8 protein-coding genes are annotated in these 17799 nt (G+C 43.1%); 3 read left to right on the forward strand and 5 right to left on the reverse strand.

Translation table 11 applies throughout. The features are described from left to right. The first annotated feature begins 6 nt into the window (after positions 1 to 6). Both DBR40_RS10585 and DBR40_RS10590 read left to right on the forward strand, forming a co-directional pair. Positions 7 to 3201 (forward strand): efflux RND transporter permease subunit, encoded by a 3195-nt coding sequence (locus DBR40_RS10585; protein WP_124559715.1) that lies wholly within the window; start codon positions 7 to 9, stop codon positions 3199 to 3201. Next, positions 3188 to 4594 (forward strand): TolC family protein, encoded by a 1407-nt coding sequence (locus DBR40_RS10590; protein ID WP_124559716.1) that lies wholly within the window; start codon positions 3188 to 3190, stop codon positions 4592 to 4594. Before DBR40_RS10585 ends, DBR40_RS10590 begins: the two co-directional genes overlap by 14 nt. Positions 4595 to 4800: 206 nt before the next feature. Here DBR40_RS10590 and DBR40_RS10595 read toward each other — a convergent pair whose 3' ends face one another. From DBR40_RS10595 to DBR40_RS10615, 5 genes are all read right to left on the reverse strand, one after another. Beyond that, on the reverse strand, positions 4801 to 5394 hold the full coding sequence (locus DBR40_RS10595; RefSeq protein WP_124559717.1) for a hypothetical protein: 594 nt from the start codon (positions 5392 to 5394) through the stop codon (positions 4801 to 4803). Between the two features lie 843 nt (positions 5395 to 6237). Continuing rightward, positions 6238 to 7392 (reverse strand): Na+/H+ antiporter NhaA, encoded by a 1155-nt coding sequence (nhaA, locus tag DBR40_RS10600; RefSeq protein ID WP_124559718.1) that lies wholly within the window; start codon positions 7390 to 7392, stop codon positions 6238 to 6240. An 865-nt stretch (positions 7393 to 8257) separates the two neighbouring features. Further along, a complete protein-coding gene (locus tag DBR40_RS10605; RefSeq protein WP_124559719.1) occupies positions 8258 to 9178 on the reverse strand; it encodes a type IX secretion system membrane protein PorP/SprF in 921 nt (306 codons plus the stop codon). Between the two features lie 8 nt (positions 9179 to 9186). Continuing rightward, positions 9187 to 14931 carry a gliding motility-associated C-terminal domain-containing protein gene (locus DBR40_RS10610; RefSeq protein ID WP_124559720.1) on the reverse strand — a complete coding sequence of 1915 codons (5745 nt, stop codon included), beginning with the start codon at positions 14929 to 14931 and terminating at the stop codon, positions 9187 to 9189. A 484-nt stretch (positions 14932 to 15415) separates the two neighbouring features. Continuing rightward, a complete protein-coding gene (locus DBR40_RS10615) occupies positions 15416 to 16036 on the reverse strand; it encodes an L-threonylcarbamoyladenylate synthase (RefSeq protein ID WP_124559721.1) in 621 nt (206 codons plus the stop codon). 82 nt (positions 16037 to 16118) lie between these two features. On the opposite strand from DBR40_RS10615, the gene DBR40_RS10620 reads away from it, so the two are divergent. Beyond that, complete coding sequence (locus DBR40_RS10620) at positions 16119 to 17771, forward strand: FMN-binding glutamate synthase family protein (RefSeq protein WP_124559722.1); 1653 nt, start codon at positions 16119 to 16121, stop codon at positions 17769 to 17771. Positions 17772 to 17799 lie beyond the last annotated feature (28 nt).

Here is a 17799-nt window from a genome sequence, read left to right on the forward strand (position 1 = left end):
TAAGTCATGTTTCAGAAATTTATAAACAGGCCTGTACTTTCGACCGTTATTTCCATATTGCTGGTAATAGTGGGTATACTTGGCCTAACAAAGTTGCCCTTAGAGCGCTTTCCAAATATCGCCCCTCCGTCGGTATTGGTAACTGCTGTGTATCCGGGGGCTAATGCCGAAACCATTTTACGTTCGGTAACTCCATCATTGGAGGAAGCAATTAACGGTGTGGAAAACATGACCTACATGACTTCCACTGCCAGTAACGATGGTACGCTGGGTATTACGGTTTACTTTCAACAAGGTACCAACCCCGATCAGGCCGCAGTTAACGTGCAAAACCGTGTTTCGCAGGCCACCAGCCAGTTACCGGCAGAGGTTGTACAATATGGTATAACCACCACCAAGCAGCAAAACAGCTTTATTGGTGCAATAGGTGTTTACTCAGAAGATCCTAAAAAATACGATGCTGTTTTTGTAAACAACTATGCACAGATTAATATCATTCCGGAAATTAAACGTATTCCGGGTGTAGGTTCGGCCAGTGTATTTGGTGGTATTAAAGATTATTCAATGCGCATTTGGTTAAATCCAAGTCAATTGGCTACTTACAAAATTACACCTAACGAAGTGATCAGTGCTATTCAGGATAAAAATCTGGAAGCGGCACCGGGAAGGGTAGGTGAACGTAGTAACGAGGCATTTGAATATGTAATTAAATACAAAGGAAAGCTTACCAAACCAGAAGAGTACCAGAATATTGCTATCCGTTCTAATTCGGATGGTTCTATATTGCGCTTAAAAGATGTGGCCCGTGTTGAATTGGGAGCTTACAGCTACAGTAGTGTAAACCGCTTAAACGGCCATGATGGTATTACCATTGGGGTAATTCAGTTATCGGGCTCTAATGCCAACGAAATTCAGATTTCTATCGATAAACTGATGGCAAAACTATCGAAAGATTTCCCTGCAGGGATTAAATTCAATCAGTTTTACCGTACCAAAACCGATTTGGACGAATCTATCAACCAGGTTGAGCATACTTTGATTGAAGCCTTTTTACTGGTATTTATCGTAGTATTTATCTTCCTTCAGGATTTCAGGTCTACCTTAATCCCTGCTATAGCGGTTCCGGTGGCTATTATTGGTACTTTCTTTTTCATGCAGCTGTTCGGCTTCTCGGTTAACCTATTAACGCTGTTTGCATTGGTACTGGCCATTGGTATTGTGGTAGATGATGCGATTGTGGTGGTAGAGGCGGTGCATGCCAAGATGGAAGAAAACCCCGGGCTTAGTCCGAAGGCGGCAACCACCCAGGCCATGAACGAAATTACTGGGGCCATTATATCGATTACACTGGTAATGGCGGCGGTATTTTTACCGGTTGGTTTTATGACGGGTTCAACAGGTATATTTTACAAACAGTTTGCCTTAACCATGGCTATCGCCATCATTATATCGGCGGTTAACGCTTTAACTCTAAGTCCGGCGCTGGCTGCCTTATTTTTAAAGAACAAACATGCCGAGGGTGGCCACGCTGTACCTAAAAAAGGTTTTGTAGAAAAGTTTTATGCGGGCTTTAACGGTGGTTTTAATTACATGACCAACCGTTATATTGGGGGCTTAAAAGTGCTTATCCGAAATAAATGGATCAGCATGGCCGGCCTGGCCTTAATTGTTGCGGTTACCGTTTTATTGGTAAGCAGAACAAAAACCGGTTTTATCCCTACAGAGGATCAGGGTTTTGTGGCCATTGCGGTTGCTTCTCCTTCAGGAACCTCGTTAGCCAATACGAATAAAATATTAAAACAGGCTGAAGCTGAGTTGAGGGCAATGCCATCGGCAAGGTTTGTAATGTCGTTGGCTGGTTATAACTTTTTAACTGCATCTAACAGTCCATCGGCCGGACAGATTTTCTTATTGTTAAAACCGAACGACGAAAGGGGTGCGGTAAAAAATATCGATGAGATACAGAATATCGTAAGGGCTAAAATGGCCGCTATATCTGCCGGTACTTTCTTTGTATTCAGTTTCCCTACTGTACCTGGCTTTAGCAACGTTGAGGCCATGAACGTAATGTTACAGGATAAAACCAATGGCAGGCTGGATAAATTTAGTGGTGTAGCAAATAACTTTATCGGCAAACTGATGACGAAACCGGCAATTGCTTTTGCTTTTACTTCTTACAAAGCAGATTATCCGCAATTACAGCTCGATGTGAACAATGAAAAGGCCGATCAGCTGGGCGTAAGTGTTAAAGACATTTTGCAAACCATGCAAACCTTTTTCGGTACTGCACAGGCATCAGATTTTAACCGCTTTGGTAAATACTACCGTGTGGTGGTTCAGGCCGATATTGCCGATAGAACTGACCCGGCGAGTATAGACCGTGTATTTGTTAAAAACAAGGCAGGCGAGAGTGTGCCTATTAATACCCTGGTTAAACTAACCCGCGTTTATGGTTCTGAAACGGCTTCGCGTTATAACCTGTTTAACTCTATCGAGGTAAATGCGATCCCTAAACCGGGCTTCAGCTCTGGTGATGCCATTAAAGCGATTGAAGAAACCGCCAGGGAACAATTGCCAACGGGTTATGCTTACGAATTCTCGGGACAAACACGTGAAGAGATTTCTTCAGGCGGACAATCGACAGTGATATTCCTGCTTTGTTTGGTATTTGTTTACTTCTTGTTATCGGCACAGTATGAAAGTTATATCCTGCCATTAGCAGTAATCTTATCTATCCCTACTGGTGTATTTGGTGTGTTTGTGGTATTGGGCTTAACTGGTATCGAAAACAACATTTATGTGCAGGTAGCGCTCATTATGCTTATTGGGTTACTGGCTAAAAACGCCATCCTGATTGTAGAGTTTGCGGTGCAGCGGCGAAGGGCAGGACTGAGTTTGTTCGATTCGGCTATTGAAGCCGCGCGATTAAGGATCAGGCCGATTATCATGACCTCGCTTGCCTTTGTGTTTGGTTTGTTCCCAATGAGTATTGCAACGGGCCCATCGGCACAGGGTAACCACTCTATCAGTATTGGTGCTGCCGGAGGTATGGTATCTGGTGTGGTTTTAGGTCTATTTATCATCCCGGTACTTTTTGTCATCTTCCAGGCTTTACAGGAAAAAATATCCAAAAAATCAAAAGAGGTTGTTCACCACCATGAAGAGCCTGTAAATAATCATGCAGTTTATGAAACGGTTTAATTTATATAGCATCCTATTCCTCGCTTTGGTTTGGAGCGGATGTTCGGTTTCGAAAGATACAGCCTTGCCCAATGTTGCGCCTGGCTTATTCAGAAACACAGCACCTCAAGACTCTTCGAGCATTGGCACTATGCCCTTGAAAAGTTTTATTAACGACCTTACTGTACAAACTTTAATTGATACAGCTTTGGTTAAAAATTACGATATGCAGATTGCTTTGAAAAATATCGATGCGGCCGAAGTATTGTTTAAACAATCGAAACTGGGCAATTTGCCCGAGCTGAAATTGCAGGTATCGGCGAGTTCGAGCCGCCCTTCTGATAACAGTTTAAACGGATTGAGCTTAAACCAGTTTACGGGTTCGAGCCACATTGAAGATTACAGCGCTAACCTGGGCGTATTCTGGGAGGCTGATATCTGGGGGAAGATCCGTAACCAAAAGGCGGGCGCTTTGGCCAGCTTTTTGCAAACTGCCGAAGCGCGAAAAGCTGTACAAACACGCTTAGTGGCCAATGTGGCCCAGGGTTATTATAATTTGCTGATGCTGGATGCACAACTGGAAATTGCCCGTAAAAACCTTAAACTGAACGATAGTACTTTAAGGATTATTAACCTGCAGTTTGATGCAGGTCAGGTAACTTCGCTGGCCATTCAGCAGGCACAGGCACAGCAGCTGGTTGCTGCACAGCTGATTCCGCGTTTAGAGCAAAATGTAGCTTTACAGGAAAACGCTTTAAGTGTACTGATTGGTATTTTGCCTAAAGCCATTAACCGCGCCAGCCGTTTGGATAAAATGAGTATTCCTGCCAATTTAAACGCGGGTTTTCCATCGGCTATGTTAAGTCGCAGGCCAGATATTAAGTCGGCAGAGCTGGCACTTAATGTAGCCAATGCCAAAGTTGGTGTAGCTAAAGCGAGTTTATATCCTTCGCTGGTAATTACCGCCAGTGGTGGCGTTAACTCTTTTAAAGCCAGTAACTGGTTTAATGTACCGGCTTCGTTGTTCGGGTTGGTTTCGGGTGGTATTACGCAACCTATTTTTCAACGCGGACAGTTAAAGGCCAATTTAGAACTGGCAAAAATTGACCGCGAGAAAACAGTGATCCAGTTCCGTCAGTCGGTTTTAAATGCCGTAAGCGAAGTTTCTGATGAACTGACTAAAGTAGAAAAACTGAAAGACCAGTACAGCATTGCCGAAAGAAGGGCACAAACTTTACAGCAGGCTTCTAAAAATGCAAGCTTATTATTTAAAAGTGGCATGGCCAACTATTTAGAGGTAATTACTGCACAAGGCAACTTATTGCAAAGCGAACTGGAACTGGCTACCATTAAAGCCGAACAGTTAAATGCTGTGGTAGGGTTGTACCGTTCTTTAGGGGGCGGATGGAATTAAAAACGTAATTGTTTTTACCAAAAGGCACCAAAACACTAAGAAACCTATAAGGTTGTAATGATCTTATAGGTTTGTAATAAAAAACAGGGCGGAAACTATTGCTAATAGCCTGGTTCCCTCCATGTTTTTGTGGTTATAAGGGGTTTTTAGCAAGTTTTTATTACGCTGTTATAGCGGAGCGCTTGCTTTCCATGTAGAAAATAGTATTACTTTCTTTTTGATAAGCCAAACGAATATCGAAAGCCAAGATTGAAACTGGTATTGTTTGCGCCCGAACCTTTTGCAAATAGCTCAATATTATCGCCTTTTTTCAAAGGAATCTGATAGCCTAATCCGTAGGCCTGATAAAATCCGTTTGTAGCTGTTGTACCATAATTGTAACTGCTACCTGAGCTGGTATATGGGAAATTAATGGTTTGAGATTCTTCCTGATAACCTAATTCTGCAGAAAGATAAAAACGGCCAATGTAGTATTTTGTGCCTGCATATAGGGCATTTTGCCAAATTTTTATGTCTTTGGCTGGTGTTACACTGCCGTTAGAAACGATGTAACCTACGTTTGGCTTGTTTTTTTTGATGTATGCGAGGCTCATCCCCGCGGTAAAGCCCCAGTGCTTGTTTAAGCGGAATTCGTAACCTATTTCTGCCCCAAATACAGGCGCTTTAAGTGTTGAATTATAACCAGCAAAGGGTGAAAGGTGAACGCTGTGTTTAATTAAACCTGTAGAATCCTGCGCATGGGTTATTTTAATGCCTGCAAATCCGATTAGCAGCATTAGTATTAATGTTTTAGTTTTCATGAACTAAAAATACAGTAGGTAAATGTACGGTTGATTTTAATTAACGGTTTTTAACCTTGTTTACAATATTTAACTAAAAATATGTTAAAGGTTGTTAATTGGTGTGATATTTTTAACAGATTTTGAGGAAATGGAATGGTGAGATGATCAATAGGTAGTCGAAGGACCTTCTTTATTTCCTTTCTGAATCCGTTCCTATGCCGCATGGCAATGTGCAGACAAACCCTTACCGTCAGTTGAACTTGTTTCAGCATCTCTCATTATTGTTATATCCGCTCACCGCGGCGGGGGTTCTTACTTTTGACTTGGCCTAAAAGTAACAAAAACCTAAGGCTTGGATCCTTCCTTGTGAAAATTTACGAAAATCTTAATTGCGGCAGTCTCTAGACGCTTGCCTTTGCTCGTTCCCATACACGCGCTTGATCCTGCCTTGTGCAGTGGGGTATGAAAGGAGGTGCGAAGTTTTTCGTGCTTTTTCCGGTGAAAATCTCCTATGCCAGATAGCATGGTGCAGAGGTTTGCCGCATAAGGCTGTTATCCTGAAGGTTAATTTATTGGATAAATCAATATTAGCGATCTGCTTTCGAGGTTGCTAACCAATCGTATTTAATGCAAAATGAATTTTGAAGTATTGTCTCCGATTTCAGTTTAGCTACATATTTAAACATCTTCAAAGATTTCTCCATTCCTTTTCACTTCAGTCGAAATGACGATCATTCTACTGAAATCTTTAATTAATATTATTCTCAGGCTGAACGAAATTTAAACGAAGGCATGATGGTAATCAGTATACACCGCGTTCTTTGTGCTTCATCTTAGCGTCCTTTGTGGTTAAATATATGTTTAAGCCTTTCTTACCCCTTTCAAAAACAGAAACCCCACCACTCCCGATAAAACCGATGCGGTTAAGATTGCAAACTTCGCTTCTGCAATGTGCATAGGCTCGCTAAAAGAAAGCAGCGCAATAAAAATAGACATGGTAAAGCCGATACCGGCCAGCATGCCGAGGCCTAATATGTGTTTCCAGCCTGCGCCACTGGGCAAGGCCGCCCATTTGAGCTTAACCGCCAGCCAGCTAAAAAGTGTAACCCCAATGGTTTTGCCGGCAAATAAACCAATTACAATGCCCAGACCTAAGGGTGAAAGCAGACCGCTTAACATTTCTTTTTGAAAGGTAATATTGGTATTGGCCATCGCAAACAAGGGCATGATGAAGTAATTAACGGGTGTGGTTAAAAAATGCTCGAGTTTTTCTAAAGGCGATTCGTTACTGGTGCTATTGGTTGGGATGGTAAAAGCTAGTAAGACCCCTGCAATGGTGGCGTGGATACCCGAATGGTGGATGCAATACCAGAGCAAAATACCAGGGATGAGGTAAAATACGAGTCGCTTTACCCCGAAATAATTCATTAAACTGAGCAGCAGTAAAACGCCTGCAGCCATGGTCAGGTATTCGAAATGGATTTGGTTGGTATAAAAAATGGCTATGACTAAAATAGCACCTAAATCATCTACAATGGCCAGTCCAGCCAAGAAGATTTTTAAACTGGCAGGTACGTTTTTACCCAACATCGCAATAATGGCCAGCGCAAAGGCAATATCGGTAGCCATGGGAATACCCCAGCCGGCTGCGGTAGGCTGGTTATGGTTAATTACAAAATATAGGGTTGCGGGTACAAGCATGCCACCTAAAGCGGCAATTACAGGTAAACTGGCGCTTTTGATGGAAGAGAGTTCGCCCTCCAATAATTCGCGCTTAATTTCGAGGCCTACCAGTAAAAAGAAGATGGCCATCAGGGCATCGTTAATCCATGCTAAAATGCTGTAGTTTACTGCGCCGAAGCCGATTTTGGTATCCAAAAAGTGGATAAAGCTATCTTTATCGGAAGAGTTGGCAATGATGAGGGAAATGGCTACACAGATGAGTAACAGTAGTCCACCGATTTGTTCTGAGCGGAAAAATCTTTTGAATGTTTCGAGGTTGATGGTTTTGGCCATGGGGTAAAAGTAGTGAAATTTATATGTTTTTTCCTATGCAGGGGGCTTTCTTCCGCTCGCTGCCGCGAGGGCTCTTACCTTTTTCTTGATAAAAAGGTAACCAAAAATCAAGGCTTGGATCTTTGTAAAAACCTGTGAAAAACTTAATTGCGGCAGTCTTTAGGCGCTTGCCTGCGCTCATCCCAACTCACGTGCTTGATCCTGCTTTGGGCAATGAGGGTATGAAAGTCAGTGCAAAGTTTTTCGTGCTTTTTCCGGCGAAAATCTCCTAGGCCGGAGGGCAGGGTGCAGAGGGTTGGCGTTAAGATTGTCTCCTTAGATTTTAGAATTCTCGAATACAAAGGAGGATTGATGACAGATTCGTAACTTTTTGACCCTTATGTAGTTTGGCTGTTTGTCAGCATAGTGCTTTTGCCTACCGATCAGGTAAGCTTTTATTCAAAGTTAAACCAATTATAAATTCAATTAATTCATAAATAAAAAACTTCTACAAGTCTAAAGGACGATCCAGGTGCGTGAAGGCTGGGAGGTAAATATTTCTCTTGAACCCTTTCCCTTTCAGGGGAAAGGTGCCGATAGGGGGGGATGGCGATAGAAAGGTATAGTACTGGTGTAGTGAAAGTCCTTCGACTACCTGTCCCGATCCATCGGGAGGCTTAGGATGACAGGCTAAGAGGATTGATGCGAGGAAGTTCAATTCCGGGATTGTCTTTAGTTAGAGATGCTGACCACGAAGTAGCTATTAGAACCTACAAAACAACAAACAACGCTAATAAAATAAATTCAGCATTACGGATAAAATGCAAAAAGCCGCAGATGGATGGTCTGCGGCTTTATATGGAGCGTAGTTATGCTGTACGATGTACTATGGTTTCTTGCCGATGTTTACACGGACATTCACTTCAAAATCGCCACCGGTATAACCACTGATGGCTGATGTTGCTGTATTGTAATAAGCCATAAGGTACAAGGTCGATTTGTAATTCATACCTAAACCAACCGTAGCATTTTGCGTATTGTGGTACATGGCCATTAAATAGAGTTTATCGTTGGCAAAGTTGGCGTTTAAGCCGGCATCCCATAAATTCTGGTAGTTTTTAATGCCTCTGAATACGCCTTTGGGTTCTAAACTAACGGCATCCATACCTGAGCCGAGGTTAAATTTATAACTCACCGCCGAGTAAAAGGTGGGTTTATCGGCAAAGTTTAAATCATCTTTACGGAACACGGAACGCATATTGGGTACGGCACCTTCGATGGTTAAGTTTTTCGAAGTATACGATACACCGAAATCGCCATCGAGATAGTAACCCCTGTCGTTAAAGCGGGCAATGGATGGATCGTTGATATCGCTGTTTCTGATGCTGCTTAAATCGAGCCTGTCCTGACTGGCGCCAAACGAAATACCAAAATTTAGTTTCTGATCTTCGCTGTTTAAGGGCAAATGGTAAGCAAAGGTTCCAACAGCTTTGGTACGCTGTATACCGCCCGACTTTTCGTTGTAGAAATTTACTCCCCAGCCCACTTTATTTACCTTCTGATCGAGGGTAACACTTTGGGTAAGCGGTGCCCCCGGAATGTTTGACCATTGTTTGCGGAAACTGCCGTTAATGTTAAAGCCTTCGTTAATACCGGCCATAGAGGGGTTAACCAGATAGCGGTTTTGGAAATACTGGGCATTTAAGGGCAGGAGCTGTGCTTTTACCTGATTGATAAAGGAAAGGCCTGCTGCAAATAGAAACGTTACGCGACTTATTTGCTTTATGTTTTTGATGATTGCTTTCATGTCTGTAATTAGTTTCTAAGGATGTTGATATAACCTTTAAATGTACCTATACCGTTACCGAGATCAATGATGTAGTAATAGGTACCTTCTGAGAGCGGACTGCCGTTCAGGGTTCCGTCCCAATCGTTGGCATAGGTGCGTTTGGTGTATAAGATGCGTCCGGTTTTATCGAAAATCTTTAGAGTATTGTTGGGGTAATAATCGATGTTTTTGATGATGAACTTATCGTTATAACCATCACCGTTGGGTGTAACTACAGTACTGGCTTCGAGTTTATAATCTTCTATTACGGTAATGGCAATGGTTTGATCGCTAACACAACCGCTTGCATTGGTTACTGTAACCCGGTAAGTACCGCTTTGCTTTGGCCTGATGGTTAGGGCTGCAGTGCTTTGTCCGCTGATGATGTCGGCACCTGACCAGCCGTATTGGGTACCACCTGTTGCGGTTAAAATCAGGGCATCGCCTTTAGAAATAGAAACACCTTTATTGCTGCTGATAGCAACTACCGGTAAAACATTTACGGTTACGGTTGCCGATCCGCTCTGTAACTGGCTGGCATAGGCATCGGCCACGCTTACCAGGGTATAGGTATAGGTACCTACCGAACTGGTTGGTACACTAAGGCTTGCCATGGTGTTGTTTGTGGTGATGGTGCGGTTTGCGCCTCCATTTATGGTGTAGGTAAAGGTGTATGGTGCTGTACCTACTGAACCTGTAAAGATAATATTAGGTGTTGAAGCAAAGTTACATACGGATGCATTACCTGCGATGGTTGCCTCTGGTAGCGGACGGATAATTACGGTTGCGGAGCCGGTTTGTGGCTGACCACAGTTGATATCGGACACGCTTACCAAATTGTAAACGAAAGTACCCACTGTACTGGTTGGTGCTGCAACTGTTGCAGTATTGCCTGTAGAGGTTACCGTGCGGTTAGTGCCGCCGTTAATGTTATAGGTAAAGGTATATGGGGCTGTTCCGTTTGCACCGGTAAAGGTAATGTTTGGTACCGCGGCTAGGTTTGGTACTGCTGTAGTGCCCGAGATGGTTGCTGTAGCCAAAGTTCTAACAGTTACTGTTGCAGTTCCGGTTTGGTTCTGCCCGGCATTTACATCGGATACGCTTACCAGGTTATAATTGAAAGTGCCGGCTACGTTGGCAGGTGCCGCTACAGTTACTGTGATGTTTGCCCCAACAGTGCTGATGGTTTTATTGGCCGCGCCGTTAATGTTATAGGTAAAGGTATATGGGCCTGTACCGTTGCTGCCTGTAAAAGTAATGTTTGGTGCGGTTCCGTTTAAGCATAGTGCGGTTGTGCCCGAAATAGCTGCTACCGGAATAGGGTTAATTTTGACCGTGGTAGAAATATTCTGTGGCTGCGTGCTATAAGCATCGGTAATGCTGGTAACGGTATACACAAAGGTACCTACGGTACTGGCCGGTGATATAAGGGTTGCCGTAGCTGTTGCTGATGTTAAAGTTTGATTGGCACCACCGTTAATGTTGTAGGTAAAGGTAAAGGGTGCAGTACCTGCTGTTGCGGTAAAGGTAATGACCGGTGCAGTAGTATTTACAGGGATAGAAATATTACCGCTCAACGCTGCAACTGGTTTGGCGTAGATTTTTAAATTGGCCGGGCTGTAGTTAAGGGAATAATTGGTGGTTAATGCTAATGTTCCCTGTTGAATGGCATAATCGCCGGCGGTTTCGCCCGTAACGCGTGTTAATGCACCAGTAAAGATATCGGTGCCTATTAACGCAGGGCTAGAAACATAGGTAAATGCCGGATCAACGGTACCTTCAACCTTGGTTTTGGCATCGGCGGTTACGTTAATGGTTTTAGGGGCAATGGTTAATACCTGTTGTTTGGCTACAGCCGGATTAAAGAAGGTATCGCCGGGCTGGTTGGCCGTAATGGTTATCGTACCTGCTTTTACAATATGGATGTCGTTATTGCTGATGGTTGCAATATTCGTATCGCTGCTGGTATACCCGATATTGATGGCGGTATTATCGCTGGTAGCACCTGCAATCAGATCGGGATCGCCATAAGTAGCGGTCCTGGTAGCGGCAAAAGTAATGACCTGGTCTTTTTTAACGGTTGCATCATCTCTGGTGTACCAGATAGGTGAGGTAATAATCCTGCTTCCATCGGCCTCAACAATATCAGCATAATAATAACCAGTGGCCAGATTGGCTAAAGCATTATCGGTATAGGTTAAACTTGCGGTAGCGCTATTGGTTAACTCAACCGGGTTGGTTCCGCTTCCTGGTGTTCCATATAAAATCCTGATGCTGGTTACCGGGCTTGTGGTAATAGAACTTACCGAAATTTGTGGTGCACCGGCAGTTTTAAATACGCTACCTACGGGCTGTTTGTTTATGTTGAAAATTACTTTGGCCGCCGAATCTTCTGATGCATAGAAACGCATCTTTTTAATGGCATCCAATAAATCGTTTTCGGTAAGGGCGGGAGCCAGTACCACCAGCCTTGCACGGGTATGCTTACCAAAGGTTAAATTGTGGTTATCGTGATCGATGGTTGCTCCAAGGTGATATCCACGGGCGAGCATGCGGTTATAATAGCTTAAATAACTCATGGAACTTGCCGGGTCGGAATAGGTAACGTTGGTAGAAAATGCGGGACCGCTCTCTAAAGCAGCACCAACAATGGCACTATCGGCACTTAAATCGTAAGTGGCAGAAATGTTGTTAAAATCGGTGGTATTGGGGTGGGCCAAAGTTGCAATGGCATTTAAACCATGGCGGTTAATGATACTGAATAAACCAGCCGGACCGGTATAGGTACTTTTAGGTACATAAATCTGGTTTTCGCCAGGTTCCCAACCGATCAGTGAATCGATACCGTACACAATTACGTGTCCGCCACCGCTGATTACACCCCACTCCATACCATGCATAGCAACGAAAGTAGAGGTGGTTGCTTTTTTAGCAGCGTCGATACCGGGTTGCCAGTTAGCCAACGACATACCTGCCTGGGTGTGGTTATGCTCTGATATACCCAGGAAATCGAGATTCATTGCCGTTTTGGCAAAAGCATAATCATCTTCAGGTTTTTTGGTTAAATCGTCTTTATTTCCGTCCGAATAACTACTGTGACTGTGTAGGTTACCGTAATAGAAATTCAGTTTGTTTACATCAAGGATGCCTGTTTTAAAATTGCCTAAAAGTGGTTGTATGCTTAAATACAACGGACCACCACTACAGGCACTGTTTAGGGCATAGGTAAAGAAATAGTAATTGGTGTTCTGCGTTAATCCGTTTCTGATAAACGAAGTGCCGCTTCCTCTTTTTACCACAATACCACCGCCCAGCATGTCGCCAACATTGTAAACGGTTTGGTTTACGGGGGCTGCGGTTAAGGTATTGCTGGTGCTCATTACTACCAGGTATTCATCGGCTGCGCTGGCTGCTGTAAAAGATGCCTGAATAAAGTTGTAGTTGGATGAGGTAATGGTAAAACCTGTAGGCTGTGCGGTTGGAGTGGCACATGGTAACAGGGTTTTGGTAGTTTGTGCCGCGGTTAAAATATTGGTGGTTAAATATTTCGGTCCGCCGGTACAGGAAAGGTTGTTCAAAGGAACAATAAAGTAATTGTAAGTGGTTGAGCTGGTTAAGCCGTTATCGATAAAAGTATTGCTTACAATTTTATTGATAACGGTACCACCGCCAAAAGAAGAGCCAATGGCATAAGCGGTACCATCAACCGGAAGTGCGCTTAATGTTGCATTTAAACTTCTGATGATGAGGTATTCGTTGGCATCGCCCGATTTGGTAAAAGCAGCCGTGATACTTCCTGTGGTTACCGCACTAAAAGTAAGGGCTGTTGCCGGGGCTGTTGGCGCTGCACAGGCAGGTAAATTTGGAGGGAAATGAACTCCTAACCTGTTGGCATCGTCATCGTCGATTGCATTTTGTACAGTAGCCAGTGGAGTTCTGGTCCAGTCATCATCCACGTAAGTAGGACTAGGTGCAGTAACGTTTAAACTTCTTACATAAGAAACATCTTTAGCGTTAACTCCCTGACCAAAAGCATCGATAATGTTATTGTTAGCATCGAGTAAAGCCACACCGTCGTTACCATTAAAATTGATAACGGTATTGCTGTTCAATACGGCGCTTGCAGGGGTTAAATAAGGCACTTCGCTGGTGCTGTTTCCTGTATTGCCCAAAAGCACTGTACCGTGCGCAGGGATAGTAAAGTTTAAATTTACGGTTTGCGATGGCGCTCCGGTAATGTTGATATTGCCAGCATCGCCCGAAATATTATAAAGCGCGAGTTTTAATTGTGGTGATGCGGTATTAATGGGGGCATTGCTCAGGTTGGTCAGTTCGATCCATTTGTTTACGGAAGTTCCTTCGTAATACTGGCTGATGATTACAGGTGCACTTACCAAAGGCGGGTTGGCGGTAGTCGCATCAACAGTGGCCACTGCGGTCTGTAAATTGCCGGCCACATCTTGTGCAACCACATATAAGGTGTAACCTGTACCGGTTGTTAAACCTGCAATTGATGCACTGGCATCGGTATTGGCGGTATTGGCAAATGAACCCGATTTTAAAGCTGCGGCACCTGTTCCATCTTGTGCGGCTTTAACCTGTGCTGGGGTAGGTATGGTACCGCCTGATAGCGCCAGCACATAATAAGTGGTGCCCGCTTCGTTAATGTTGTTTACAAAAGCAACAGCAGTAGTGGTAACCGCAGCTATTTTTGGATAGGTTGCTGTGGTTACCGGTGGGGTAATATCAGCTGCGCCAAGGGTAGAGAAACTTAATGTAGTAGCTGAAGCTTGTAGATTTGGCGAAGTTGCTGCATCTTCGGATACCACATATATCTTATAAGCTGTAGAAAGTGTAAGTGCTGATATGGTTGTACCCGCATCAGTATTGGTTGTATTGGCAATGGTACCAAATTTAAGTGCCTGAACATTATTGCCATCCTTACCTGCTTTTATTTGTGCAGTTGTTGGGGCTGTTCCTGCAGCTGGTAATAAAACATAATAAGTATTTCCGGTTTCATTGATATTGCTGATCAGGTTTACCGTAGTGCTGGTTATTAAGGCGGTTTTAGGGTAACCAGAAGCATTTGTTGGTGGTGTTGTATCAATCGTGCCAGAGCTTGTTACCGAACCCCCAATGTTGAAACCGATTCTTCCGGCAGCAGGAGAGTTAAAGCCCCAGCCACCAGTAGCTGTTTGTCCTGAAGCGTAATAGCGGATGGTTATAGTGGTACCTGTTGCTACATTTTGTAATGCCGTTATTCCCGATAGGTTAACCGTAGGAGATGCATTTGGGGCAACAGTTGTATTTGTTATCGATGATGGACTTCCTATTAAGGTAAAGGTTGTTCCGTCTAAGCTATAAGCATATTGCGAGCTAACACCCGCGTTTGCATAATAAGTAGCTGTTCCGGCAAAAAGGGCATCAATAGAGCTAAGTGAAATTTTATTGCCCGCTGAAGCTGTTAATGTTACCTGAAAATAGTCAGTGTTGGCGGTAGATATGCCGTCATTTTTAAAATTAACTGTCCTAAATGAATTGTTACCTGCACTTGCTGCTGCACCTGCTCCACGGGTTATAACTGGAACGGCGGCTAAGCCTGCATCGGATGTTGTGGCTGTAGAGGTTGCCAACATACTCTGCCCTGTAAAATCCCAACTGGCAATCTGTGCCAATGTAGTTAAAGGGAAATAGAGGGTAAGAAATAAGGATAATAGTAAAAGTTTTTTCATATAATCTGTTTTTGATATGAAATGATGAATAAATCTTTTTTAATAAGTTAGTTAAGCGAATCAAGAGTAATTGCTTTAAAATTCGGGAACGGTCCCGCAAGAATTTGGATGATTAGATTAGCGTTTTGTCATACGGGATAATAAGGATTGTTTTGTTGGAGAATTTTTTGATCATTCAGCAGGAAACAACAATCGCTATACCGTAAATAGATATAACAATACGGAGAAACCATTTGTCCGACAACGATTTTTAAACTGATGAACAGTTATTGGAGTAATTGTAGCGCCATATAGAATAATTAGGTTGCGAAAATAGGTTTTGAATGTTAATTCAGTATTATGGGGTGATTAATTACTGGTTTGTTTGTTAAAAGCCTGGACAATACAGTATTGAAAATATAAATTTATATATTTCTTCGGCATTTTAACAAGATGTTGATAAATCCTCTTAAACCGGTAGAGTTACCGGCTTATTTTAATGTATTTATAGGTAATCCTCGATATTTCCTTTACCCTCACGGATTACTTCGAACTCGCCGGTGGTGCAATCTATCACTGTCGAAGCCTCATTGTCGCCGTAACCACCATCAATAACGAGGTCGACCAGGTCTTCGTATTTTTCGTGGATCAGTTCGGGATCTGTTGAATATTCAATTACTTCATCGTCGTCTTTTATTGAGCTCGATAAGATTGGGTTACCCAGTTCTTTTACAATACAGCGCGCAATGTTATTATCGGGCACACGTATACCTACTGTTTTTTTGTTCGAACTTAACAGTTTGGGTACATTGTTGTTCGCATTAAAAATAAAGGTAAAAGGGCCCGGTAAGGCTTTTTTCAGTACCCTGAAAGTAGTATTATCAATGGGTTTGATATAATCGGAAATGTGCTTTAAATCGTGGCAGATAAAAGAGAAATTGGCCTTTTCGGGTTTAATGCCACGTATACGGCAGATCTTTTCAATTGCTTTTGGATTGGTAATATCGCAGCCCAAGCCGTAAATTGTATCGGTTGGATAGATGATGAGGCCGCCTTTTTTCAGTACTTCTACAACCTGTTCAATGGCTTTTTCGTTGGGGTTTTCCGGATATATCTTAATAAGCATAGCGTAAAAATAACAATTTAATGGTGTCAGTTGTTTAATAATCCTAATCTTTGTAAGACAAAACATCCGCTAATCTAATTTTATGAGAAAAGCTTTCGTCGCAATTGCCGCATTTTTAATTGCCCTAACCATTATGCTGGGCCTTTATCATCCCTTTTTATGGTGGACATTTATTTTTACAGGTCCTTTTGTTATACTCGGTATTTACGATTTATACCAGCCGAAACACAGTATTGTAAGGAATTACCCTGTTTTTGGTCGCTTAAGGTATTTTATGGAAGAGTTAAGGCCAAAGGTGTACCAGTATTTTGTAGAAAGCGATACAAATGGTACGCCGTATAGCCGGTTAAATCGCTCACTTATTTATCAGCGCGCTAAAAAAGATAACGATACCATTCCTTTTGGAACACAGTTAAATGTATACGATAATGGTTACGAATGGCTAAGCCACAGTATTGCAGCTATTTCACATCACGAATTGAACTTAGATCCACGGGTCTTAGTTGGCGGGCCGGACTGTAAAAAGCCTTATTCGGCCAGTATTTATAATATTTCGGCCATGAGTTTTGGTTCGTTGAGTCAGAACGCAATCCTGGCTTTAAACGGCGGTGCCAAAATGGGTAATTTTGCGCACAACACAGGCGAAGGGGGTATTAGCGATTATCACCGTCAGCCGGGTGGCGATTTAATCTGGCAAATTGGTACGGGTTATTTCGGGTGCCGTAATACCGATGGTACCTTTAACTACGATGCTTATGCCGAGCGTGCCCAGACAGATCAGGTAAAAATGATTGAGATCAAGCTCTCGCAGGGTGCTAAGCCAGGTCATGGAGGTATGTTGCCGGCTAAAAAGGTAACGCCCGAGGTGGCACGCATCCGTTTGGTGCCCGAAGGTAAAGATGTATTGTCGCCACCAGCGCACTCAGCTTTTAATACACCTATCGGTTTGCTGGAGTTTGTTAAGCAACTGCGGGATTTATCGGATGGTAAGCCTGTTGGCTTTAAGCTTTGTATTGGCCGTAAAAGTGAGTTTTATGCCATTTGTAAGGCGATGATCGAAACAAAAATCTATCCTGATTTTATTACTGTTGATGGGGGAGAAGGTGGTACGGGTGCGGCACCACAAGAGTTTTCTAACTCGGTAGGGATGCCATTACGTGAGGGAGTAGCTTTTGTATATGATGTGTTGAATGGTTTCGACCTGAAAAAACACATTAAAATTATTGCTTCGGGTAAGGTAGCTACCGGATTTGACCTGGTTAAAAATATAGCATTGGGTGCTGATATGTGTAATGCAGCCCGCGGAATGATGTTTGCATTAGGTTGTATACAGGCTTTAGAGTGTAACAGTAATACCTGCCCAACGGGTGTGGCTACGCAAGATCAAAGCCTGATGAAAGGTTTGGTAGTAGAGGATAAAACCGTGCGCGTTAAAAATTTCCATAACCTAACTGTTGCCAGTGCTGTAGAGTTGCTGGGGGCAGCAGGTTTAAGAGAAACTCATCAGTTAAGCCGTGCATATATTAACAGGAGGGTGAGCCCAAGTGTAATGCAAAGCTATTTAGAAAGCTTTCCATACATTCCGGCAGGTAGCTTGTTGCAAACACCTTACCCAACGCGTTACGAACTGGGGATGGCTTTAAGTACTTCGCAAAGTTTTGCTCCAACTGATTATAAGGTTTCGGCGGTTGATTATGCGCATGCGAACCCTTATGGCGATCATGCAAGCGAATAACAAACGTTCATACGGAACATAAACGCCA

Origin of the sequence: Pedobacter sp. KBW01 (assembly GCF_003852395.1) — a bacterium.
Taxonomy (GTDB): Bacteria; Bacteroidota; Bacteroidia; order Sphingobacteriales; family Sphingobacteriaceae; genus Pedobacter.